Source organism: Streptomyces sp. NPDC052064 (assembly GCF_055585925.1).
Map to the genome: position 1 here is coordinate 227,764 of NZ_JBVJJE010000010.1, position 21,222 is coordinate 248,985.

Here is a 21,222-nt window from a genome sequence, read left to right on the forward strand (position 1 = left end):
TGCGGCGTGCCAGTAGTTGTGGCTGTGCACACTGGCCGGATCCCGTCCCTGGAGGCGCATCCATGTCACACCGTCCGTTCCCCGCGCGCCGTAGCGTCCTGCGTGGCTCCCTCGCCGCGTCGGCGGCCCTCACCCTGCCCACCGCTCTCGGCGCGGCGCCGGCCTTCGCGCGGTCGGGGCGTCCGAAGGCGGGGTGGGGTGTGCAGGCGGGAGACGTGACCCGCGACTCCGGGCTGGTGTGGGTGCGGTCCGACCGGCCGGCCCGGATGATCGTCGAGACGTCGGCGACCGAGTCGTTCCGCAACCCGCGCAGATGGCACGGCCCGCTGCTGGGCCCGGGTACCGACTTCACCGGCACGACCCGGCTGCGCGGCCTGCCGTCCGGCGAGCGGATCCACTACCGGGTGCTGCTCGCCGACCCGGACGACCCGCGCCGCACCGGCGAGCCGGTCACCGGCAGCTTCCGCACGGCGTCCGACAAGCGGCGTGACGGCGTGCGGTTCGTCTGGTCCGGCGACCTGGCCGGTCAGGGCTGGGGCATCAACCCGGAGCTCGGTGGCTACCGTATCTACGAGGCGATGGCCGCCCTCGACCCGGACTTCTTCATCTGCAGCGGCGACAACATCTACGCCGACGGCCCCCTCACCGAGACCGTGGCCCTGCCCGACGGGCGCACCTGGCGGAACATCACCACCGAGGAGAAGGCGAAGGTCGCCGAGACCCTGGCGGAGTTCCGCGGCAACTTCCGCTACAACCTGCTGGACGAGAACCTGCGTGCCTTCAACGCCCAGGTCCCGTCCATCGTCCAGTGGGACGACCACGAGGTCACCAACAACTGGTACCCGGGCGAGATCCTCGGCGACGCCCGGTACACCGAGAAGAACGTCGACGTGCTCGCCGCCCGCGCCCGCCGCGCGTTCTCGGAGTACTTCCCGATCTCCACGCTGCGCCGCCCCGACGGCCGCGTCTACCGGGTGCAGCACCACGGCCCGCTGCTGGACGTCTTCGTGCTGGACATGCGCACCTACCGCAACGCCAACTCGCCGGACGACCAGCCCACCGACCCGCAGGGCATCCTCGGCCGCGAGCAACTGGAATGGCTCAAGCGCGAGCTGTCACGCTCCCGCGCGGTGTGGAAGGTGATCGCCTCCGACATGCCGATCGGCCTGGTCGTCCCGGACACCGGCGACGGCAGGCCGAACATCGAGGCCGTCGCCCAGGGGGACCCCGGCGCCCCGCTGGGCCGTGAGCTCCAGATCGCCGAGCTGCTTCGGTTCATCAAGCACCGCCGGATCACGGGCACGGTGTGGCTCACGGCCGACGTCCACTACACCTCGGCGCAGCACTACCAGCCGTCGCGGGCCGCGTTCACCGACTTCGAGCCGTTCTGGGAGTTCGTGTCGGGCCCGCTCAACGCCGGTGCGTTCCCGGCGAACACGCTCGACGGCACCTTCGGTCCCGACCGGGTGTTCCTGAAGGCACCGACGACCGCCAACGTCTCCCCCGCCGGCGGCTACCAGTTCTTCGGCGAGGTCGACATCGACGGCGGCAGCGGCGAGCTGACGGTGCGTCTGCGCGAGCAGGACGGCACCGTGCTGTTCACCAAGGTGCTTCAGGCGGGCCTGGTCGGCCAGTGAGGTACGGCGCAAGGTACGGTGCTCAACGTTTGAAGGGTCGATAAAGAGGGCAAGCCATCTCTTTTACCCGCCAGTCACAATGCGTTCGTGATCACGCAACACCGTTCGGTCACAGTGGGTGCATGACGCGAAAAGTGACTGATGTGACGCAACTGAACGACTGCCGCCCCGCCAACCCGTGGCAGCGGGTCACGGCGGCGCTCCACACCTGGCGAACACGACGCCACGAAAACGCGCCGCCGGCGGACGATACCGAGTCCCCGGCACCGGAGCCGGTGCCGGGGGCGAACACGCTGTGGCGGATGCGGACCACGGTGCAGGACGAACCGGGATCGCTGGCAGCCCTGTGCACGGCCCTGGCCGCGCACCGGGTCGACATCCTCAGCCTCCAGACGCACCCCTTGGCCGAGGGCACGGTGGACGAGTTCCTGCTGCGCGCCCCGGGCGAGCTGCCGGCCTCCGGGATCGCCACGGCGGTCCGGACGGCCGGCGGCACCGACACCTGGATCGAGCGGGCCGACGCCCACGACCTGGTGGACGCGCCGACCCGGATCCTGGGACTCGCGGCCCGCACCGCCCTGGACGCCGCGGAACTCCCCCTGGCGTTGCGCCAGTTGCTGGGCCGGTGCACGATCCGTTCCCAGCCCGCCCCGGCCGGCGGCGGCCGGGCGTCCGACGGAGTCCCCGTGGAGGGAGCCCTCGACGACACGGTGATGCGCCTGCGCGCCCCCGAAGGCGGAGTGATCACCGTGGAGCGGCCGTACCTGCCCTTCACACCGACGGAGTTCGCCCGGGCCAGGGCCCTGGTGGAACTGGACGCCCGGCTCGGGCCGCGCGTCCCGCACGGCCGGGACGAGCTCACGCTGGCCGAGGGCAGCGACATCACCGTGCGCCGGGCCGACACCCGTGATCTGGAGGCGGCCAGGGCGATGCACGAGCGGTGCTCGGACCGCACGCTCAAGCTGCGCTACCACGGGCCGGTCGGTGACGCCGACCGCTATCTCAACCACCTGCTCAGTCCGCGCTTCGGCCGTACCCTCGCCGTGCAGACGGCCTCCGGGCGGCTGGTCGGGCTCGGGCATCTGTTGTGGGACGGGGACGAGACGGAGGTCGCGCTGATCGTCGAGGACGCGTGGCAGCGGCGGGGCATCGGCGGAGAGCTGCTGGGGCGGCTGGTCGCGATGGCCGCGGAGGGGGGTTGCAGGAGTGTGTACGCCGTGACGCAGGCGTCCAACACGGGGATGGTTGCCGCGATGCGGGGGCTGGGGCTTCCTCTTGACTATCAGGTCGAGGAGGGGACCCTGGTCATCACTGCGCGGCTGGGTGAGCCCGTTTCGACAGGAGCGGGCGAGCTGGGGAGCACCTCAGCGTCGTAGGGGCAGTTGTGAGTCGGTGGGTGCGGGTGCGCTGTGGTTGTTCGCGCAGTTCCCCGCGCCCCTGATCCTCAGCGCCTGGTCGAGATCGGACCACAGGTCCTCCACGTCCTCCAAGCCCACCGACATGCGCAGCAGGCGATCGCTCACCCCGGCACTCCTGCGATCGTCCGCGTCCACGATGCGGTGGCTGATGGAGGCCGGGTGCTGGATCAGGGTGTCCACACTGCCGAGGCTCACCGCCGGGGTGATGAGGCGGACGCCGGCGATGACCTCGTGGGGGTCGCCGGGTATCTCGAAGGAGACCATCGCGCCGCCGATGCGCGGGTAGTGCACGTGGGCTACGCGCGGGTCGGCGGCGAGGCGGTGGGCGAGTTCGGCGGCGTTGGCGGAGGCGGCCCGTACCCGGACGGGGAGCGTGGACAGGCCGCGCAGCAGCAGATAGCCGGCCAGCGGGTGAAGGACACCGCCCGTGGCGAAGCGGACCTGCCGCAGCCGGCCCGCGAACTCCTCGTCGCAGGCGACGACGCCCGCCAGCACGTCGCCGTGTCCGCCGAGGTACTTGGTGGCACTGTGCAGGACCAGTCGTGCGCCCTGTTCGGCAGGTCGCTGGAGCACCGGCGTGGCGAACGTGTTGTCCACGAGCAGCGGCACCGAGCCGCAGGCGTGTGCGACGGCCCGGAGGTCGACCTCGGCGAGCGTGGGGTTGGCCGGGGACTCCACCATCACCAGGCCGGTGTCCGGACGCAGGGCCTCCGCGATTCCGGCCGGGTCGGTCCAGGTCACCTCCGAGCCCAGCAGCCCGGCGGTCAGCAGATGGTCGCTGCACCCGTAGAGGGGACGTACGGCCACCACGTGCCGCAGCCCCATGGAGGCGCGTACGAGCAGGACGGCGCTCAGGGCGGCCATACCGCTGGCGAACGCGACCGCCGCCTCGGTGCCCTCCAGACGGGCCAGCGCGGTCTCGAACCGGGCGACGGTCGGGTTGCCCAGCCGCCCGTACACGGGCGGGCCGTCCGGGTCCGCGCCGGTGGCGGCGAACGCGTCGATCCGGGCCGCCTCGCCGCGGCTGTCGTACGACGGGTAGGTGGTGGACAGGTCGATCGGCGGGGCGTGCAACCCCTGCCGGGCGAGGTCGTCCCGCCCGGCGTGGACGGCCTCGGTGGCGAGTGCTCTCGGTGCGGTGCGTACCTCGTCGTGGGCGCCCATGCTCGCTGTGCGCATGTCCGTGTCCGTGTCCGTGTCCATGGGGGAAGGGTGAACACCGGACGGTTCTTCGCGGGGCGAACCCGTGTTACGTTCGGCCGATGGCCGAATCCGTCGTACTGGACCCGGTGGATCTCCACCTGCTGCGGCTGTTGCAGAACGACGCCCGGACGACGTACCGGGATCTCGCCGCCCAGGTCGGGGTGGCGCCGTCGACCTGTCTGGACCGGGTGGCCCGGCTGCGCCGCTCGGGCGTGATTCTCGGGCACCGACTGGAGCTGGATCCGGCCAAGCTGGGGCGCGGGCTGGAGGCCTTGCTGTCGGTACAGGTCAGGCCGCATCGGCGGGAGCTGGTGGGGCCGTTCGTGGAGCGGATCCGCGCCCTGCCGGAGTCGCGGACGGTCTTCCACCTGACCGGACCGGACGACTACCTCGTCCATGTCGCGGTCGCCGACATGGCGGACCTTCAGCGGCTCGTGCTGGACGAGTTCACCTCACGGCGGGAGGTGGCGCGCGTGGAGACCCGGCTGATCTTCCAGCAGTGGGAATGCGGGCCGCTGCTGCCGCCTTCGCCCTCGGCTCAATCCGGATGACGTGCGCTGTTCCGCGTACCAGGATGGTCCGCATGTCTGAGATCAAGAGCCCGCTGCCCCGCGAGGTCGCCGACGCGTACGTCGACGAACTCATCGCCCTCGACCCGATCACCGGCACGTTCCTCGGCGTGCGGGAGAGTTCGAGCAGGCTGCCCGACACCTCGCCCGCGGGCCAGGAGGAGCTCGCCGAGCTGGCGCGCCGGACGCTGGCCCGGCTGGACGAGGCGGAGCGGCTGCCCGGCGCGGACAGCGACGTCGAGCGCCGCTGCGGGCGACTGCTGCGCGAGCGGCTCATCGCGGACCTCGCCGTGCACGAGGCCGAGGAGAGTCTGCGGTCCGTCAGCAATCTGAGCTCCCTGCCGCATGCGGTGCGGCAGGTGTTCACCGTGACGCCGGCGCAGTCGGAGGAGGACTGGACGGCGATCGCCGAGCGGCTGCGCGCGGTCCCCGCCGCGCTGGAGGGGTACCGGGAGTCCCTGGCGCTCGGCCTGGAGCGGAAGCTGTACGGCGGGCCGCGTGCCACGGCCACGTTCGTGGAGCAGCTCGGCGAGTGGGCGGCCGACGGCGAGGGCCGCGGCTGGTTCGAGACCTTCGCGGCCGCCGGCCCCGAGACGCTGCGGTCCGAGCTGGACACGGCGGCCCGCTCGGCCACCGAGGCGGTCGTACGGCTGCGCGACTGGATGCGGGACGTGTACGCACCGGCGATCGAGGGCGCGCCGGACGTCGTGGGCCGGGAGCGGTACGCGCGCTGGGTGCGCTACTACAACGGCACGGACCTCGACCTGGACGAGGCCTACGCGTACGGCTGGTCCGAGTACCACCGCCTCCTCGGCGAGATGAAGGCGGAGGCCGAGAAGATCCTGCCGGGTGCCGCCACGCCGTGGGTGGCGCTGGCGCACCTGGACGAGCACGGCACGCACATCGAGGGCGTCGACGAGGTGCGGCAGTGGCTCCAGTCCCTGATGGACGACGCGATCGACGCGCTCGACGGCACCCACTTCGACCTGGCCGAGCGGGTGCGCCGGGTGGAGTCGCGCATCGCCCCTCCGGGCAGCGCCGCGGCGCCGTACTACACGGAGCCGTCGGACGACTTCTCGCGCCCGGGCTGCACCTGGCTGCCGACCATGGGCAAGACGCGCTTCCCGGTCTACGACCTGGTGTCGACCTGGTACCACGAGGGCGTGCCCGGCCACCACCTCCAGCTGGCCCAGTGGAAGCACGTGGCGGAGAACCTCTCCCGCTACCAGGCGAGTGTCGGCATGGTGAGCGCCAACGCCGAGGGCTGGGCCCTGTACGCCGAGCGGCTGATGGACGAACTGGGCTTCCTGACGGACCCGGAGCGCCGGCTCGGTTACCTGGACGCGCAGATGATGCGTGCCGTGCGCGTCATCATCGACATCGGCATGCACCTGGAGCTGACGATCCCGGACGACTCCCCCTTCCACCCGGGCGAGCGCTGGACGCCCGAGCTGGCACAGGAGTTCTTCGGCTCGCACAGCAGCCGGCCCGCGGACTTCGTGGAGAGCGAGCTGACCCGCTACCTGTCCATGCCGGGCCAGGCCATCGGCTACAAGCTCGGCGAGCGGGCCTGGCTGCTGGGCCGCGAGAAGGCCCGCGCCCGGCGCGGTGACGCCTTCGACCCCAAGGCATGGCACATGGCGGCCCTCTCTCAGGGCTCGCTGGGCCTGGACGACCTGGTGGACGAACTGTCCCAGCTTTAGGGGAGGTCAGCGGCGAAAGCCGCCCTCGGAGTCGATGACCTGCCCGGTGACCCATGCCGCCTCGTCCGTGGCGAGCCACGCGATGAGGCGGGCCGGGTCGTCGGGCACGCCCCACCGCCCGGCCGGGAAGCGCTCCGCGATGGCCTCGTAGTCCTCGCCGGTCATGTAGTCCGTGTCGACGGGCCCGGGGTTGACGGTGTTCACGGTCACCGCGTGGTCGGCGAGCGCCGTCGCAAGGGAGCGGGTGACGGAGGCGAGGGCGCCCTTCTGGAGGGCGTAGGCGAGTTCCCAGGGCATGCCGCCCCCGATGTCCTGGCCGGAGGTCATCATCATCACGCGTCCGCCCGGGCTGCGCGGCGGCAGTGCGGAACGCAGCCGCGCATAGGCCTGGACGAGCAGGATCACGGAGCGGGCGTCCACCGCCCAGTGCCTGTCGAGCATCGCCGTGTCGATCTCGTCCAGGGAGCCGTCGAACCCGCTCTGCGCGTGGTTGGCGACGAGGATGTCGAGACGCCCGCCGAGCGCCTCGGCGGCCCTGCCGACGAGTTCACCGGGCACGTCCGGATCGGCCAGATCACCGGGCCCGGCGACGACCCGGGCTTCGGGATCCCCGAGCGCCCCACGCACGGACGCGACAACGTCCTCGGGACGGTCCGCGCCCCACGGCTTCTCGGCATCGTGCGGCACATGGTGATGCAGACAGACACTCGCCCCGTAGGCGGCAAGACGGCGGGCGACGGCGTGCCCGATGCCACCACGGCGGCTGGCCCCGGTCACGAGGGCGGTGCGCCCCCGCAGGGGCAGGGGGTCGCGGCGCAGTTCTTCCGGAGTGGGGTGAGGAAGTCGAGGCATACGATCATCGTGGCCGGGCCGTACGAGCGCCGCACGCGAATTTCACCCCCTCAGGGGCGCGGGGCTGTGCCGATATGCGGCTCCCGCGCGTGGGCGCGATCAACCACAGGGGACCCGCACACGCCGGACAACCAACACCCCGGTCATCTGGGCGCAACCAACCGCAACTGGACCAAACTCAGCCACGTTTCGGGCCCCGGCTGAACCCGAGCCGCCCGAACCGCGTAGCGCCCGGGCTCCAGAACCACCCGAACACCCTCGCTCCCCGAAGGATCCACCCCAGGCCACGCCGCGTCGAAGAGAAGCACGGCCCCGGGCACCTCCCAGTGAACCTCCGGCTCCCACTCCGCCGTATCGACAGCCAACGGCACGCTCGCCAGCAACTCGTCCTCGGAATTACCCGCGCACCACCGGACGAACGTCCCGTGGTCGGGCAGATAGGCCGTCGAGGCGGGCTCGTCGCCCAGAACCAGAGCCGTGCAGTCGCCGACCGGCAGGAGCCCGACGTGCCCGTCCACCTCACAGGCCCGGTCATAATCCGAGGCCGTCTCCTCGCCGTCGGCACCCGCCCAGAACGGCAGAACCGTCTCGGGCACCGCTATCAGCGGCCCGCCGCCCGACTCCACCCATTCCACGACGCCCGGCTCCGCGTATCGCACCATGGCGCAAGAACCTACATGGTCAACTCCCTTCGAAGTTTCGGGGGTCAGCAGCCGCAGTCGCCGGTGCCCGCGGGAGCCGTCAGGGGATCCGGGACACGGCGTTCGCGGCCCTGCGAGGTCTCGAACCAGAAGCCCTCGCGCACCCGGTGCTCGAAGCCGCCGAGCATCTCCGGTGCGAGGCACACGCACCGGCCGCACCGAAGCCCACGAGTCCTGTATCCCTGAGATACGGACACCGCGCCCGGCGTGCTGCGGCTCTCGCGCTCCGCCTGCCGCTTTCGCTGCCCGTACGGAGTGACGCCCCGCGGCTTGTACACCGCGAGGATCATGGCCAGCAGCACGACCAGTGCGAGCACGGAGTGCAGCACGGGAGAGACGTTGCACACCGAGGACAGCTCGGCCTCCGGGTCGGCGGCCGTGTGCGCCATGGACCTGAACGTCCCCATGTAGATCAGCAGCACCCCGGTGGCGACCACGTTGATCAGGAGTTTGAACAGCACCCAGTAGTGCCGCAAGAGACCCCAGGGCATACCCAGGGACTGGACGATGCCGGTGAGCAGCGCGGCGAAGGCTGACGGTCGCCGTCGACTGCGGAACACGCATGCGGCCACACCTGTTTGCCGCACTCGACGTGCAGCGGGCCCCCACGCTCCGAGACTCGCAGCGGAAAACCTCGTACCGATGACCCTGAACGTCCCGCGCTCAGAAAAGGACTCCAGTGCCCCCCGAGGAACCAGCTGCGGCTGCCGACCCCACGATTCTTGGAAACTACTTGGCAGAGTTGCCTCAGCATCCGCACCACCACGGACCCCTGACCAGCATCCGCGAAGACGAAATCCAGGGCCACCGCGTCGTCATCCAGACGACCTACGAGATCACCGTGGACGGTACGCCCATCACCGCTCCCCTCATCGTGTCGAACGACGGTCAAGTCCACAGCCACGCCCTGCCCACCTACGAGTTCACCTACGACATCGTCCCCTGAGGCCGTGTATCCGCAGGCCGACGAGCCGCTGCTCAGCGGCGGCCAGGGCGGTCAGGGCGCGAGCGGACCGCCCAGCACGTCGAGGGCGGCCCCGCCGAGCAGCCCGAGGACGACGGATCCGGTGGCCGCCCCGTAGGCGATCACGGAGGCCGTCCGTGATGTCGTACGGGAGTCACCCACGGGTCCGCGGGCGAGGAAAGCCGGGGCGATCCAGCGCAGGTAGTAGAAGAGGGAGGCCACGGTGTTGACGGCTGCGACGACAGCCAGCCACGCGTAGCCGCCGTCGAAGGCCGCGCTGAAGGCCTCCAGTTTGCCGAGGAAGACTGCGGTCGGGGGCGTCCCCACCAGGCCCAGGAGGCAGACGACGAGCGAGGCCAGCAGGGCCGGGTGCGCCCGTGCCAGGCCCCGGTAGTCGTCGATGGCGTGGGCTCCGGGGAGTGCACAGACGACAGCGAAGGCGCCGAGGTTGGTGAGCGCGTACCCGGCCAGGTAGTACAGCAGCGCCTCCTGGTCGAGGCCGGTGCGTCCGGCGACGGCCACCGGGAGCAGGAGGTAGCCGACCTGGCTGATGGTGGAGTACGCGAGCAGCCGTTTGACGTTCTGCTGGAAGAAGGCCGCCAGGTTGCCCAGGGTCATCGAGGCGACCGAGAGCACCGCCACCAGGTCGGCCCAGGGCAGGTCGGCGTCCGCGAGCGGCACGGCTGCGAGCCGGTAGAGGGCCGCAATGGCACCGACCTTGGGGATGGTGGTGAGGAAGGCGGCGACCGGAGCCGGGCTGCCCTGGACGGCGTCCGGCACCCAGAAGTGGCCGGGCACGCCTCCGGCCTTGAACAGGACACCGGCGAGCAGGGCGAGCGTGCCGACCGCCACCAGTCCGGCTGGTGCCTCGGCGAGTTCGGAGCGCAGCATGGGGTACGCGGTCGCCCGGCCGGCGGCGAGCAGGACGGTGATGCCGGTGAGCATCAGGACGCCGAGAAGCGCGCCGACGACGTAGAACTTCAAGGCCGCCTCGGTGCCGGGGCCGTCCTTGCGGAATCCGGCGAGCGCGTAGGCGGGCACGCTGGCCAGCAGGTAGCCGGCGGCGAGGAGCAGCAGGTCCTGGGCCCCGGCCAGTACGAGGGCACCCGTGGCGGCGAGCTGGAGCAGGACGTAGAACTCGGTCTCGCGCGGGTCGGCGTACAGGCGCGGCATGGCGAGCGCGAGGACGAGCAGGGTGCCGCCCAGGATGACGATCCTGCTGGTGGCCGTGAGCGGATCGATGGCGAAGGAATCACCGAAGGCCGTCTCCACCGGCCCGGCCGCGGCGATCGCGGCAGCCACGATTCCCCCGGTGCAGGCTGCTCCCGCCAGGGCCCCGGTCAGCCACTGACGGCGGCGCGGAAGCCACGCTCCGAGCAGCAGCCCGAGCACGGCCGAGGCGGCCAGGAGCACCTCGGGCAGGAGGTCGAGGGGATTCTCGTTCATCCCGGTCATCTCGTTCATCGCGCGAGCAGCTCCAGCACGGCTCGGGAGGCCGGTTCGATGACGTCGAGGACGAACCGGGGTGCGAGGCCGAGGACGACTCCCAGGGCCAGGAGGGGGACGATCGCGAGTCCTTCGTGGAGGCGGATGTCGGCGAATGGCCGGTCGGCACCGGGCGCGACGGCGGGCAGCCGCAGCGGTCCGAGGAAGACCTGTTGCAGGGCGCGCAGGAACAGCCCCGCGGTGAGCAGGATCCCGAGGACGGCCAGGCCGGTGGCGACCGGCTCGGGCCCGAGGCTCCCGGTGAGGATCTGGAACTCGGCGATGAAGCCGGAGAAGCCCGGCAGCCCGAGCGAGGCGAAGGCGGCGACGCCGGTCAGCGCGGCGAAGACGGGCGCCCGTTCGGCGACGCCCGAGTACGCGGACATCTCGTACGTACGCCCGCGCTCGTACAGGACGCCGGACAGCAGGAACAGCGCGCCGGTCAGCAGGCCGTGGCTGACCATCTGGAAGACCGAGCCGGTGACGGCAAGGCGGCGGGCCTCCTCCTGGCCGGCGCCGACGGCCCCTGCCGCGCCGATCGCCAGGACGATGTAGCCCATGTGGTTCACGGATGTGTAGGCCACCATCCGCTTGAAGTCGGTCTGGTCGAGGGCGACCAGCGCTCCGTACAACACGGAGACCACGCCGACGACGACGAAGACGAGCGCGTGGTCGCGCCAGGCGTCGGGCAGCACGGGCATGGCGATGCGCAGGAAACCGTACGTGCCCATTTTCAGCAGCACGCCGGCGAGGATCGCCGACCCGGCGGCGGGGGCGTCGGTGTGGGCGGGCGGCAGCCAGGTGTGGAAGGGCACGGTCGGGGTCTTCACCGCCAGCCCGACGGCGATGGCGAGGAGGACCAGGGCGCCGTAAGTGGCGCGTCCGGCCAGGGGGTTGGCACGGGTCAGGTCGACGATGTCGAAGGTGTGCGGGTCGGCGGCCAGGTAGAGGCCGATGAAGCCGAGCAGCAGGGCGAGGGAGCCGATGAAGGTGTAGAGGAAGAACTTCAGCGCGGCGCGCGCGGCGCCCTCGTGTCCCCACCCGGCGATGATGAAGTACATCGCCACGATGGACAGGTCGAAGAAGACGAAGAACAGGATCAGGTCGAGTGCCACGAACAAGCCGAGGCACGTCGTCTGCAGAAAGAGGAACAGCGCCGCGAACTCCCTGACCCGCCGCGTCTCGCGCCACGCGTACAGCGCACAGGCGAGGAACAGTACGCAGGTAAGGGCCACCAGGGGCAGGGACAGGCCGTCGACGCCGACGTGGTAGCTGATGCCGGCGCTGGGGATCCAGCGGGCCCGGGTCTCGTACTGCATCCCGCCGTCGGCCCGGTAGCCCGCCCAGACGATCACGGTCAGGACCAGCTCGGCGGCTGCGGTCGCCGCCCACACCGAGAGGAACAGGACGCGGGGCGCGGTGCGCGGCACGCACAGCAGGAGGGCCGCGATGGCGGTCGGGAGCAGGACGATGGCCGTGAGCACGGCGGTCACCTCACGAGGACGAGGACGACGGCGAGGACGGTGAAGGCGGCGACCGCCTGGGCGAGGTACTGGTGCACCTGCCCGGTCTGCGGCCTGCGCGCCCAGCGGCCGAAAGTCCGGGCGCCGCCCGCCACGCCTTCCACAGTGCCGTCGACGAGCCGCTCCGCCTGGGCGTTGGTCCATCGGGCCAGCCGGACCGAGCCGCGGGCGGAGCCCTCGACGGCGCGGTCCAGCACGCGGTCGTCGAAGTCCGCGAGCACGTTGGCAAGGCGCAGGACCGGGCGCACGAGGAAGGTTCGTGCCGCGTTCTCCAGGCGGAGCCAGTCCAGTGCCCAGGCGGTGATCCAGCCGGGCAGGGTGAGGAGTTGGGGGCCGCGCATCCACATCACGGCCGAGACGGCGACCGCGAGCGCACCGGACAGCACAAACTCCCACAGGTGCGGGGTTGGTTCCGTCTCACCGCCGACCACCCGCTCGACGGCGTCCCCTACAGGCGGGAAGGACATGACGGTCAGAGCCGCGCAGGCGACGGCCAGAGTCACCAGCGGCAGTCGCGTCGCATTCGGCAGCAGCTCCTGCGTACGGTCCTCCGTCGTGGAAGCCGGCTGCCAGACGAACCACAGCGCCTTGGCGCTGTAGACCGCGGAGATGACGGCAGCGGCCACACCGGTGACGTACAGCGCCGGGTTGTCTTCCAGAGCGCCGGCGAGGAGTACGTCCTTGGCCGCCCACAGAGCCAGTGGCGGGACTCCGGCGAGGGTCAGCGCCGCGACGCTGAAGGTGATCCCGGCCGTGCGGTGCCGCCGGGCCGCGCCGCGCAGGGCGGCAAGCGCCTTGGTGCCGAGGGTCGTCAGCCAAGCGCCCGCGACGAGGAACGCCAGGCTCTTGGCGGCGGCGTGCGCGATGAGCTGGAGAGTTCCGCCGGTGACCCCGCCAGTCCCGGCGGCGAGCACCATGAAGCCGATCTGCGCGCAGGTGGAGGCGGCCAGCAGCTGCTTGAGGTCGGTCTGCGCCACGGCGACCAGGCCGAGCGCGACCGCTGTCACCGCACCTGTCCATGCGACGACGGGCCCGCCCCACCCGGACGCGGACAGCAACGGCTCCAGACGAAGCACGAGATACGCCCCGGCCACGACCATGGTCGCCGAGTGCAGCAGGGCGGAGACCGGGCTCGGGCCCTGCATGGCCCTGGACAGCCAGAAGCTGAAGGGCAGTTGGGCCGACTTGCCGAACGCTGCCGCGATGACGCCGGCGGTGATGAGGGTGGACCACGCGCCGGTCGTGTCCGGGAGTTCGTCGAGGGCGAGGGAACCGGCCTGTCCGCTCGCCAGCGCCGCACCGGCGGCCAGATAGAGGCCGAGGTCGGCGGCGCGGGTGGTGAGGAAGGCCGTGTTGGCGTCATCGCCGCGCTCGGGGTCACGCCACCAGTAGCCGATGAGCGCCCAGGAGGTGGCCCCCATGACCTCCCACGCCATCAGCAGGACCGGGAGCGTGGTCGCGGTGACCGTGGTCAGCATCGCACCGCTGAACAGCAGCATCAGGCCGAAGAAACGGGCACGGGCCTGGCCCGGTCCGATGTCCGCGACGCTGAAGAGGAGGACGGCAGTGGTCACCGCTGTGACGGTGACGACCATGAGACCCGACAGCCCGTCGACGGCGAGCCCGGCGGGGAGCCCTTCGAGCAGCGGAGCTTCGGCCCGCGGGTGCTCGAACGCCACCGAGACGGCGAGGCCGAACGCGGCGACCGCCGTGCCGACGGCGATACCGGGGGCGTATCGGTCCGCGGTGCGGCCGGCGACCGCCAGCAGCGTCCCCACCGTCAGCGGCAGCGCGAGCAGCGCCCACAGCAGCGCGCTCACTCCTTCAACTCCGCCGCCATGTCGGTCATGTCGACCTCACGAGCCCGGAAGAGCGCGGTGACCACGGCGAACCCGATGGCCATCTCCACCGCCATGACGGTGACCGCGAGGACGACCAGCACCTGTCCGTCGGCGGCGGCAGGGGCGACGAAGTGCCATACGGCCGCCGCACCGACGATGACGCCGCCCAGCATCAGCTCCAGGCCCATCATCAGCATCACGATCGACTGCTGGGTGAGCGCGCCGAACAGCCCGATGCTGAACAGAGCCGCGGCGAGCAGCAGGAAGAGTTCGAAGCTCACCGGCCCAGCCCTCCCCGCACGGGGTCATCGGCGGTACGTGCCTTCAGGTCGTCGCCGAACCGGTCGTAGCGGCCTCGGCGGGTGGCCAGGACGACGGTGGCGACGATGGTGGCGAAGAGGGCGAGGCCCAGGGTCATCATGGTGAGCATCTGCGGCCCCATCAGCGACAGGCCCAGATCCATGGTGGGATCGGCCGACGGCCCGCCGCGCCGGGACGGCCACGGGGCGAGCAGGATCCCGGCGGCGAGTAGGGCGAAGACCGCCGCGCAGATGACGGCCGCGCCCTTCTTGTTGTGGACCATGGTCATCGGCATGAGCCCGGCCGGGTTCATCATGTACATCACCATGAACACGGCCATGATGGCCATCTCGATGGTCATCATCAGCACGATCACGACACCGAGGTAGTCCAGTCCGAGCAGCAGCACTTCACCGCCCACGCACAGCAGCGAAGTCAGCAGGGCGTACGTCGCCCGTGCCATGGAGTCGAACCGGAACACCATGACGCCGCCGGCCACCGCCGGCAGGGCCAGCACCCAGAAGATCACGTCGTCGAGCACGGCCGGCACCTCCTCATCGGTTCAGGACGACGACGGCCACGACCAGCGCCTGCAGCAGCGTCAGCGGCACCATCACCATCCACGCCGGCTCCATGTACCGCTCCATGCGCAAGGTGGGCAGCAACCGGCGCCCGGCCACCAGCAGCACCAGTACCGCCGCGGTCTTCAGCAACGTCCATGCCCAGCCCGGCAACAGCGGTCCGTGCCCTCCGCCGAGGAACAGCGGAACGCTGAACCCGGCGGTCACCACGAGCAGCAGCCACCGCCCGCCCAGGAACACCAGCCGGTCCACGCCCGCCAGTTCCGCGGTGGCGCCACCAGCCGTGTCCCGCGACAGCGGATGCTCGAACGGCCCCCAGAACGCCATCGCGAGCGCGCTCAGCAGATAGACGGCGAACGCCACAGGCATCCACACCGCGAACCACAGCCCGTCCTGAGCCGCGACCACGTCCCCGACCCGCAGGGACTCGGCGCCGAGAGCGGCGGTGGTGATCGCGAGCATGTGCGGAAGTTCGTACGCCAGTCCCTGCGCGAGGAACCGGTAGCCGCCGATCAGCGACAGCGCCGAGTTCGGCCCCCAGCCCGCCAGCCACACCGCGGCCCAGGCCAGCGCCTCCATGGCGTTGAACCACACGACACCGACCGACGGATCGCTCACGGAACGGAAGCCCCACGGCAGTACGGCACCCGCGAGCACCGCGGCCACCGGAACCAGCACCACGCCCATCCTTCCGAGCAGCCGGTCCGCGGCCGTCGTACGGCGCGGCTGCTGGACGAGCAGCCGCAGGGCTTCCCGCAACGGGGCCGCGGCACGCAGCCCGGCTTCCCGGACACTCCTTGCGGGACCGCGCTCGGCGGACCCGGACAACACCGCGTCGAACCCGGCCGTGACCACGGCGGCCACCGCCAGGGCGACGGGAAGGACGATGGCCGCCCACAAGGGCGCGGCATCAGACATGGGCCACCCCGGACACGGGTGTGAGCGCGAGTTCCTCGATGTCGGGGTCCAGGCTGGCGACGATGATCCGCGCGCAGGCGAACTCGGCGCCGGTCAGCAGCTCCGGAAGGATGTCGAGCAGGGCCTGTGACGGCGGCCTTTCCCCGGCGAGCCGTCCGCGTGGGCCGGTGAGTTCGTCCGGAGTCAACGGCCGTTCGTCGTCGAGTCCCTCGAGGCCGCGGCCGATCTCGCCCAGCCACATCAGCAGGCGGTCGTGCGCGTCCCCGTCCGCAGCGAGCGCCGGCCCGGTCACACCTGCCGCCCGCGCTCTGGACGACGGCAACTCCCCCAGTCCGGCGATGGACCAGCGCAGGGTGCGCGACCGCTCCACGCTGCGCAGTGCCCCGCGCAGGTCCGCGCTGATCCCCTCACGAGTCGTCCCCGACAGCAGCTCGTCCCGCAGCCGACGGCACCGCGCTGCGGCCTCGTCCCAGCCGACGACAGCCAGGAGCCGTCCCACACTGTCCAGATGCGAGGCACAGCGCCTGCGCGCCGCACTCCCCCTGTTGACCTCCTCACCCTGTGCGGCCCGCAGCCACGGCTCGTCCCAGAAGGGCAGTCGAAGGCCGGACGGAAGGGGGAGAGAGTCCACCTCGACGCCCCGCACGACGTCTCCTTGCAGGGTGAGGCGGAGAATGAGCCCCGTTGGCCAGTCGGGCAGGCCGGGGCCGATCGGCACGTGCAGCTGGTCGAGCCTCAACCCGTCGCGGTCATCGCCCCGTTCGGCCATCGGCAGGCCTGCGACCTCGTCCATGGCGTGCATGTCGTGACCCATGTGACCCATGTGACCCATAGGGCCTGAATGGCCTTCGTGATCCATGTGGTCCATGTGGGCCGCATGGTCGTCGGGCTGGTGATTCTCATGATGGCCGGGGTGAGCCGCGTGTTCGCCGTGGCCGTGGCCAACGGAGTGGTGGTGACGGCCTTGACCGTCGGGCCCTTGGGGCGGCGGGCTGCCGTGGTGCGCACCGTGATCGTTACCGGTCTCACCCGGAATGACCGCCCTGTCCGTCACATCGCTTCGCGCCATGTCGAGCGCGTGCGCGACCTGCCCGGTCTCCTGCACCGCGATCCGCACGGCCGGCTCCGGCATCGACCGCTGGATGCCGTCCAGCCACTCCGCGTTCTCCGACTCAGGGGTGCCACAGACGACCAAGAGGTCGGCGGCGGCAGGAGCGTCCGCCATCGGCCACCCCCGCCGACGCACCTCCGCCTCCACAACCATCCGGACGTCCGTCGCTCCGGGCAGCGCGACCACCAGCACCGCCGGGCGCCGCATCGCGGCACGCCGCAGGAGGCCCCTCAGGTCCACCTCAGGGCCCCCTCACGCCAGGCGTAGGCAACCGCCGCGAAAAGGATCCCCAGGAAGAGGAACATCTCCACGACGGCCGTGGTGCCCACCTCCGAGACGACCCTCACCCACGGGTACATGAACAGCATCTCCATGTCGAAGGCCAGAAAGATCATGGTGACCGCGTACCAGCGCACATGGAACCGGGACACGGCGTGCTCGCCCGGCTCGAGTCCCCCGGCGAAAGGGCCCGCTTCGAGGGGAGTCCGCGCAGCCGCCAGCCAAATCCCCAGTCCGTACAGAGCAGCCAGACCGGCCCCGACCACGCCAAGCAGGACCAGCATCGGCTGCCACGCGTTCATCCCGCCCCGGCCTCCGTTCTCGGCGTCGTACCGCTTATGTTGCGCGATCGGCCAGCTCGGGCCCTGCAGGCGCGGCCCATGGCACGGAAACACTCCCGACCCATCGACACGTTACCCCCCCGGGGGTATGCCGTGTCAGCTGCCGAACCCCACGGACGCCCCGGAGTCGAGGACGTCCAGGGTGGATCCGCCCGCCCCGCGAGGATTCAGGCCGCCGACACGGCGCGCAGGCCGTGTTCCTCCTCACCGTCGACTGCGCCCCGTGGCCGGGAGCTGCCGGCCGGTGGCGCCTCCGTGACAGCCGGCACCCCGGAGACCGCTCGGGGCCGGCTGCTCCTACACACCCTCGCCGAGCAAGGCCGACTCGAGATCCCCGACCTGCAAGTGGCGATCGTCCAGTTCTACGGGCTTCTGGTCTTCCCCCACATGGTCTTCAGCTCCTACGGCACGCACATCGAGGAAGACCTGACAGGCCGCCTCGTCACCAGCGGCGTCGACATGTTCCTGGACCACTACGGCCCGCAGGGCACGTAGCGGCACATCCGCGCCGAGGACACTTGGGCGGCGCTACGACATGCCCAGCACGCGGGTGGACTCCCGCACCGCGCCGGGCAGGTCGGGTACGGACCAGGCGTGGCGGAGCAGCAGGTGGTCGCTGACGGCAGCGGGGAGCACCGGGGCGGGGCACCGTGCGGTGCCCCGCCCCGGGCCTGAGGACCGGTGGGTCAGACGGTCGCGGCGAGCGGCTCGGAAGCGGGCCGCGCCGCCAATCGGCCGGTGCGATACAGCCCGTACAGGGCGGCCGCGCACGCCAGGCCTAGCGCGATCAGCGTGATCCACGGCAGCGCGGGCATCCCGGCCGCACGGGCGGCGTCGAGCGCGGCGCCCGTGCCCAGGTTCCCGACGGTGATACCGATGCCGCAGATCGTGTTGTACAGCCCGTAGTGGGTGGCGACGAGGCGGTCACCGGAGAGGCGGACGATGGTGTCCATCTCGAACGGGTAGGCGATCATGGTGCCGATGGCCAGCAGCAGCGCGGCGAGCGTCGGCGGCACGGCCGCGAGCAGCCACAGGCCGATCCCGGACTTCGGTACGGGCACGGCGGTGGCCGACAGCAGGGGAACGAAGGCGAGTCCCATCGCCGCCAGCCCACGCACGAGCGCCTGCCCGGGCTCGTACCGCGCCCTGCACCATGCCGTCACCCGCGTCTGGCAGAGGATCGTGCTCAGCCCGGAGACGGCGAAAAGCACCGCCACCGCCGCCGTGCCGGACTCCCCGTCACCGCCGAGCCGTCGCACCTCCAGGGGCAGCGCCAGGTAGACCTGGAAGGACAGGACGTACGAACCGATCATGGCGACGGAGAAGAGCAGGAACGGCCGGTTGGCGAGGATGCCGCGCCACTGGGCGAGCACCCCCTGACCGCCGCCGTCCTGCCGCTCGGTGTCCTCGGCCCGCCGGGCGGGCAGCGCGCGGATCTGTACGACGCTCAGCAGCGCGAAGATTCCAGCCGCCACCAGGCAGGTGATGCGGAAGTCCACTCCGGTCAGCACCATGCCCACCAGCGGGCCCAGCAGGATGCCGGCCTGGTAGAACACGTTGAACAGCGCGAACGCCTCGATCCTGCGCTCCCCCGCGTCGGCCGCGAGGTACGCCCGTACGGCGGGGTTGAACAGCGCCCCGGCCAGCCCGGTGGCCGCGGAGGCGGCGATCAGCGCGGCCAGTGAGTCCACCAGCCCGAGCGTCGCGAAGCCGAGGGTGCGCAGCACACACCCGGCGACGATCATCGGCTTGTAGCCGAGCCGGTCGGCGAGCGTGCCACCGACCAGGAACATGCCCTGCTGGCTGAAGTTCCGTACGCCGAGGACGAGTCCGACGATCCAGCCGGCCAGCCCGAGCGTCCCGGACAGGTGGGCGGCCAGATAGGGCATCAGCATGTAGAAGCCGAGGTTGATGGTGAACTGGTTCACCATCAACAGCTGGACGCTGCGTTCGTACGACCGTACCTGGGTGAGCAGCCCCTTCACCGGTCCGCCTCCGCAGAGTCGGACTCGACGGCGGGAACGTCCTCGGCGACGCCCTGCTCCCTGCCTTGCAGGGTGAGGGGATCGACCACGGTGGTGCACCGGGTCCAGCGGGTGACCTCCTTCTCGTCCAGGCGGCCGATCAGCTCCGGTTCGGGCGCCGGTGGGGAGTCCAGAAGGCCGTGGGCGGCGCAGTAGTCGTCGTCGTAGACCGTTCCCAGGTAACGCTGCGGGCCATCAGGGAAGATCGCGACGATCCGTGCGTCCGCGGGCATCGTCCGGGCCAGCCAGCCTGCCACCAACGCGACCGCGCCGACACTCCACCCGCCGGTGGCGTAGTGGGAGGCGGCCAGCTGGCGGCACGTCCACACCGACTCGTGCGGGGCGACCCAGTGCACCTCGGAGAAGTTCTCGTAGGCGACGTTGCGGGGGTAGATGCTGGAGCCGAGTCCGCGCATCAGCCGGGGCCGCGCGGGCTGGCCGAAGATCGTCGAACCGGTCGTGTCCACGCCGACGACGGTCAGCTCCGGGTAGAGCTGGCGCAGGACCCGTGAGACGCCGGCCGAGTGGCCGCCGGTGCCGACGCTGCACACCAGTACGTCGATGTGGCCCATCGCGGAGGCGAGTTCGAGAGCCAGTGGGGTGTAGGCGGCGACGTTGTCGGGGTTGTTGTACTGGTCCGGGCACCAGGAGCCGGGGTGCTGCTCCAGCAGCCGTTGGACACGCTCGCGGCGGGCCTGCTGCCAGCCGCCCGTCGGATGCGGCTCGGAGACGACGTTGACCTGGGCGCCGTACGCGGTCAGCAGCCGGGTCATGGACAGCTCAAGACCCGGGTCGGTGACCAGGGTGACCGGGTGGCCGTACACCATTCCGGCCAGAGCCAGCCCCAGGCCCAGGGTGCCGCTCGTGGACTCGATGATCCGTCCGCCGGGCCGCAGGTCGCCACGGGCCCGGGCCCGCTCCACCATGTGCAGGCCCGGACGGTCCTTGATACCTCCGGGGTTGAAGCCCTCGAGCTTCCCCCAGAAGCCACGCCCGGCCGGTGCCAGCGGCTCCGACACCCGTAGCAGCGGGGTGTTGCCCACCAGCCCGGTCAGGGCCGGCTGGCCCGGGTTGACCGCGGCCTTGGTCAATGACTGCATGTCTGTGTTTTCACTCTCGCTCGATGAATGCACGGTGAGGGTTCATCTCGCGCGCCACGTCGACAGGACGGACCGTGGGTCCGCGCTCATGGCATGGGCGCGCGGCAGCCGACGGGGCCGGTCGGCTGCGAGCGAGTGGTCTAGATCCGCCACCGCGACGTACGGACGAGCGCCGCGCGGCCGGTGCGTGCGCCGCGACGTCTGCGAGATTCATGCCGTACGAGAGGGCTCGCCATCACCACGGACACGGTGATGAGTACGACCGCGACCATCGCGCCGAGGGGAAGGTCGTCCACCGGCTGGGCCCGGGTACGGACGATCACGTCTGCCGCACAGTCCTCGGCCCGGTGAGGAGCGTGGGGCTCATGAGGCTCCCCGCCTGCGGCCGTCGCCGACGAGACGGCGGGCACGGACACCTGCCCGTGCGTCTCCTCGTTCAGGCCGTGGATGACGGCGCACAGCATGAGCGCCATCAGCAGGGTGCCGCGGATCGCTGAGACGATTCGGCGCCACCTTGATGAGCCGCGTGGGGCCCATGGGGCATGCGTAGGCATACGGGAATGTGTCGGCACAGGTCCTCCGTGCTGCTGCCACGTCTCCGGCGAGTCCGGAGCAAGGCGCAGGCATGGGTGGGGCAGGACGGCATCGACGGACGTGACGACCCATCATGAG

At 71.2% G+C, this 21,222-nt stretch carries 21 protein-coding genes; 6 read left to right on the top strand and 15 right to left on the bottom strand.

Annotated elements, in window-relative coordinates:
* The first annotated feature begins 62 nt into the window (after positions 1 to 62).
* Positions 63 to 1,637 carry an alkaline phosphatase D family protein gene (locus ACZ6TU_RS27135; protein ID WP_467676268.1) on the top strand — a complete coding sequence of 525 codons (1,575 nt, stop codon included), beginning with the start codon at positions 63 to 65 and terminating at the stop codon, positions 1,635 to 1,637.
* Positions 1,638 to 1,759: 122 nt separating this feature from the next.
* Positions 1,760 to 3,013: a GNAT family N-acetyltransferase gene (locus ACZ6TU_RS27140; protein ID WP_467676270.1), complete on the top strand. Its 1,254-nt coding sequence runs from the start codon at positions 1,760 to 1,762 to the stop codon at positions 3,011 to 3,013.
* On the opposite strand, the gene ACZ6TU_RS27145 is transcribed toward ACZ6TU_RS27140, so the two are convergent.
* A complete protein-coding gene (locus ACZ6TU_RS27145; protein ID WP_467676690.1) occupies positions 3,002 to 4,234 on the bottom strand; it encodes a trans-sulfuration enzyme family protein in 1,233 nt (410 codons plus the stop codon). The two genes, ACZ6TU_RS27140 and ACZ6TU_RS27145, sit on opposite strands and share 12 nt — an antisense overlap.
* Before the next feature lie 83 nt (positions 4,235 to 4,317).
* On the opposite strand from ACZ6TU_RS27145, the gene ACZ6TU_RS27150 reads away from it, so the two are divergent.
* The gene (locus ACZ6TU_RS27150) at positions 4,318 to 4,809 is read left to right on the top strand and encodes an Lrp/AsnC family transcriptional regulator (protein ID WP_467676272.1); all 492 of its coding nucleotides are present in this window, start codon (positions 4,318 to 4,320) and stop codon (positions 4,807 to 4,809) included.
* A gap of 32 nt (positions 4,810 to 4,841) precedes the next feature.
* Positions 4,842 to 6,530: a DUF885 domain-containing protein gene (locus ACZ6TU_RS27155; RefSeq protein ID WP_467676274.1), complete on the top strand. Its 1,689-nt coding sequence runs from the start codon at positions 4,842 to 4,844 to the stop codon at positions 6,528 to 6,530.
* A gap of 6 nt (positions 6,531 to 6,536) precedes the next feature.
* On the opposite strand, the gene ACZ6TU_RS27160 is transcribed toward ACZ6TU_RS27155, so the two are convergent.
* From ACZ6TU_RS27160 to ACZ6TU_RS27170, 3 genes are all read right to left on the bottom strand, one after another.
* The gene (locus ACZ6TU_RS27160; RefSeq protein ID WP_467676276.1) at positions 6,537 to 7,382 is read right to left on the bottom strand and encodes an SDR family oxidoreductase; all 846 of its coding nucleotides are present in this window, start codon (positions 7,380 to 7,382) and stop codon (positions 6,537 to 6,539) included.
* A gap of 143 nt (positions 7,383 to 7,525) precedes the next feature.
* Positions 7,526 to 8,044 (bottom strand): immunity 21 family protein, encoded by a 519-nt coding sequence (locus tag ACZ6TU_RS27165; RefSeq protein ID WP_467676278.1) that lies wholly within the window; start codon positions 8,042 to 8,044, stop codon positions 7,526 to 7,528.
* Between the two features lie 44 nt (positions 8,045 to 8,088).
* Positions 8,089 to 8,643 carry a hypothetical protein gene (locus ACZ6TU_RS27170; protein ID WP_467676280.1) on the bottom strand — a complete coding sequence of 185 codons (555 nt, stop codon included), beginning with the start codon at positions 8,641 to 8,643 and terminating at the stop codon, positions 8,089 to 8,091.
* A 173-nt stretch (positions 8,644 to 8,816) separates the two neighbouring features.
* Here ACZ6TU_RS27170 and ACZ6TU_RS27175 point away from each other — a divergent pair, with 173 nt between their 5' ends.
* A complete protein-coding gene (locus ACZ6TU_RS27175) occupies positions 8,817 to 9,029 on the top strand; it encodes a hypothetical protein (protein ID WP_467676282.1) in 213 nt (70 codons plus the stop codon).
* Positions 9,030 to 9,080: 51 nt separating this feature from the next.
* On the opposite strand, the gene ACZ6TU_RS27180 is transcribed toward ACZ6TU_RS27175, so the two are convergent.
* The 8 genes from ACZ6TU_RS27180 to ACZ6TU_RS27215 are packed head-to-tail and all read right to left on the bottom strand — an operon-like array spanning position 9,081 to position 17,387.
* Positions 9,081 to 10,502: an NADH-quinone oxidoreductase subunit N gene (locus ACZ6TU_RS27180; RefSeq protein WP_467676692.1), complete on the bottom strand. Its 1,422-nt coding sequence runs from the start codon at positions 10,500 to 10,502 to the stop codon at positions 9,081 to 9,083.
* 5 nt (positions 10,503 to 10,507) lie between these two features.
* Positions 10,508 to 12,016, bottom strand: coding sequence for a complex I subunit 4 family protein (locus tag ACZ6TU_RS27185; protein ID WP_467676284.1), 1,509 nt, complete (start codon positions 12,014 to 12,016; stop codon positions 10,508 to 10,510).
* A gap of 5 nt (positions 12,017 to 12,021) precedes the next feature.
* Positions 12,022 to 13,875: an NADH-quinone oxidoreductase subunit 5 family protein gene (locus ACZ6TU_RS27190; RefSeq protein ID WP_467676286.1), complete on the bottom strand. Its 1,854-nt coding sequence runs from the start codon at positions 13,873 to 13,875 to the stop codon at positions 12,022 to 12,024.
* The gene (nuoK, locus tag ACZ6TU_RS27195; RefSeq protein ID WP_467676288.1) at positions 13,872 to 14,177 is read right to left on the bottom strand and encodes an NADH-quinone oxidoreductase subunit NuoK; all 306 of its coding nucleotides are present in this window, start codon (positions 14,175 to 14,177) and stop codon (positions 13,872 to 13,874) included. Before nuoK ends, ACZ6TU_RS27190 begins: the two co-directional genes overlap by 4 nt.
* Positions 14,174 to 14,737, bottom strand: a complete 564-nt coding sequence (locus tag ACZ6TU_RS27200; RefSeq protein WP_467676290.1) for an NADH-quinone oxidoreductase subunit J — start codon at positions 14,735 to 14,737, stop codon at positions 14,174 to 14,176. Before ACZ6TU_RS27200 ends, nuoK begins: the two co-directional genes overlap by 4 nt.
* Before the next feature lie 13 nt (positions 14,738 to 14,750).
* Positions 14,751 to 15,695: an NADH-quinone oxidoreductase subunit H gene (locus ACZ6TU_RS27205; protein ID WP_467676292.1), complete on the bottom strand. Its 945-nt coding sequence runs from the start codon at positions 15,693 to 15,695 to the stop codon at positions 14,751 to 14,753.
* Positions 15,688 to 17,046 carry a hypothetical protein gene (locus ACZ6TU_RS27210; RefSeq protein ID WP_469551697.1) on the bottom strand — a complete coding sequence of 453 codons (1,359 nt, stop codon included), beginning with the start codon at positions 17,044 to 17,046 and terminating at the stop codon, positions 15,688 to 15,690. The genes ACZ6TU_RS27205 and ACZ6TU_RS27210 overlap by 8 nt, the downstream gene beginning before the upstream one ends.
* Entirely contained in the window at positions 17,037 to 17,387 is a 351-nt protein-coding gene (locus tag ACZ6TU_RS27215; RefSeq protein WP_467676296.1) for an NADH-quinone oxidoreductase subunit A, read from the bottom strand. The genes ACZ6TU_RS27210 and ACZ6TU_RS27215 overlap by 10 nt, the downstream gene beginning before the upstream one ends.
* Before the next feature lie 294 nt (positions 17,388 to 17,681).
* Between ACZ6TU_RS27215 and ACZ6TU_RS27220 the strand changes: the two genes are divergently transcribed.
* Positions 17,682 to 17,921, top strand: coding sequence for a TetR/AcrR family transcriptional regulator C-terminal domain-containing protein (locus ACZ6TU_RS27220; RefSeq protein WP_469551700.1), 240 nt, complete (start codon positions 17,682 to 17,684; stop codon positions 17,919 to 17,921).
* 191 nt (positions 17,922 to 18,112) lie between these two features.
* Here the strand turns inward: ACZ6TU_RS27220 and ACZ6TU_RS27225 are convergent, their stop codons facing one another.
* The 3 genes from ACZ6TU_RS27225 to ACZ6TU_RS27235 all read right to left on the bottom strand — a co-directional run bounded on the left by ACZ6TU_RS27225 (position 18,113) and on the right by ACZ6TU_RS27235 (position 21,023).
* Complete coding sequence (locus ACZ6TU_RS27225) at positions 18,113 to 19,411, bottom strand: MFS transporter (protein ID WP_467676300.1); 1,299 nt, start codon at positions 19,409 to 19,411, stop codon at positions 18,113 to 18,115.
* Entirely contained in the window at positions 19,408 to 20,550 is a 1,143-nt protein-coding gene (locus tag ACZ6TU_RS27230) for a PLP-dependent cysteine synthase family protein (protein WP_469551703.1), read from the bottom strand. The genes ACZ6TU_RS27225 and ACZ6TU_RS27230 overlap by 4 nt, the downstream gene beginning before the upstream one ends.
* Positions 20,551 to 20,690: 140 nt before the next feature.
* On the bottom strand, positions 20,691 to 21,023 hold the full coding sequence (locus ACZ6TU_RS27235; RefSeq protein WP_467676304.1) for a hypothetical protein: 333 nt from the start codon (positions 21,021 to 21,023) through the stop codon (positions 20,691 to 20,693).
* Positions 21,024 to 21,222 lie beyond the last annotated feature (199 nt).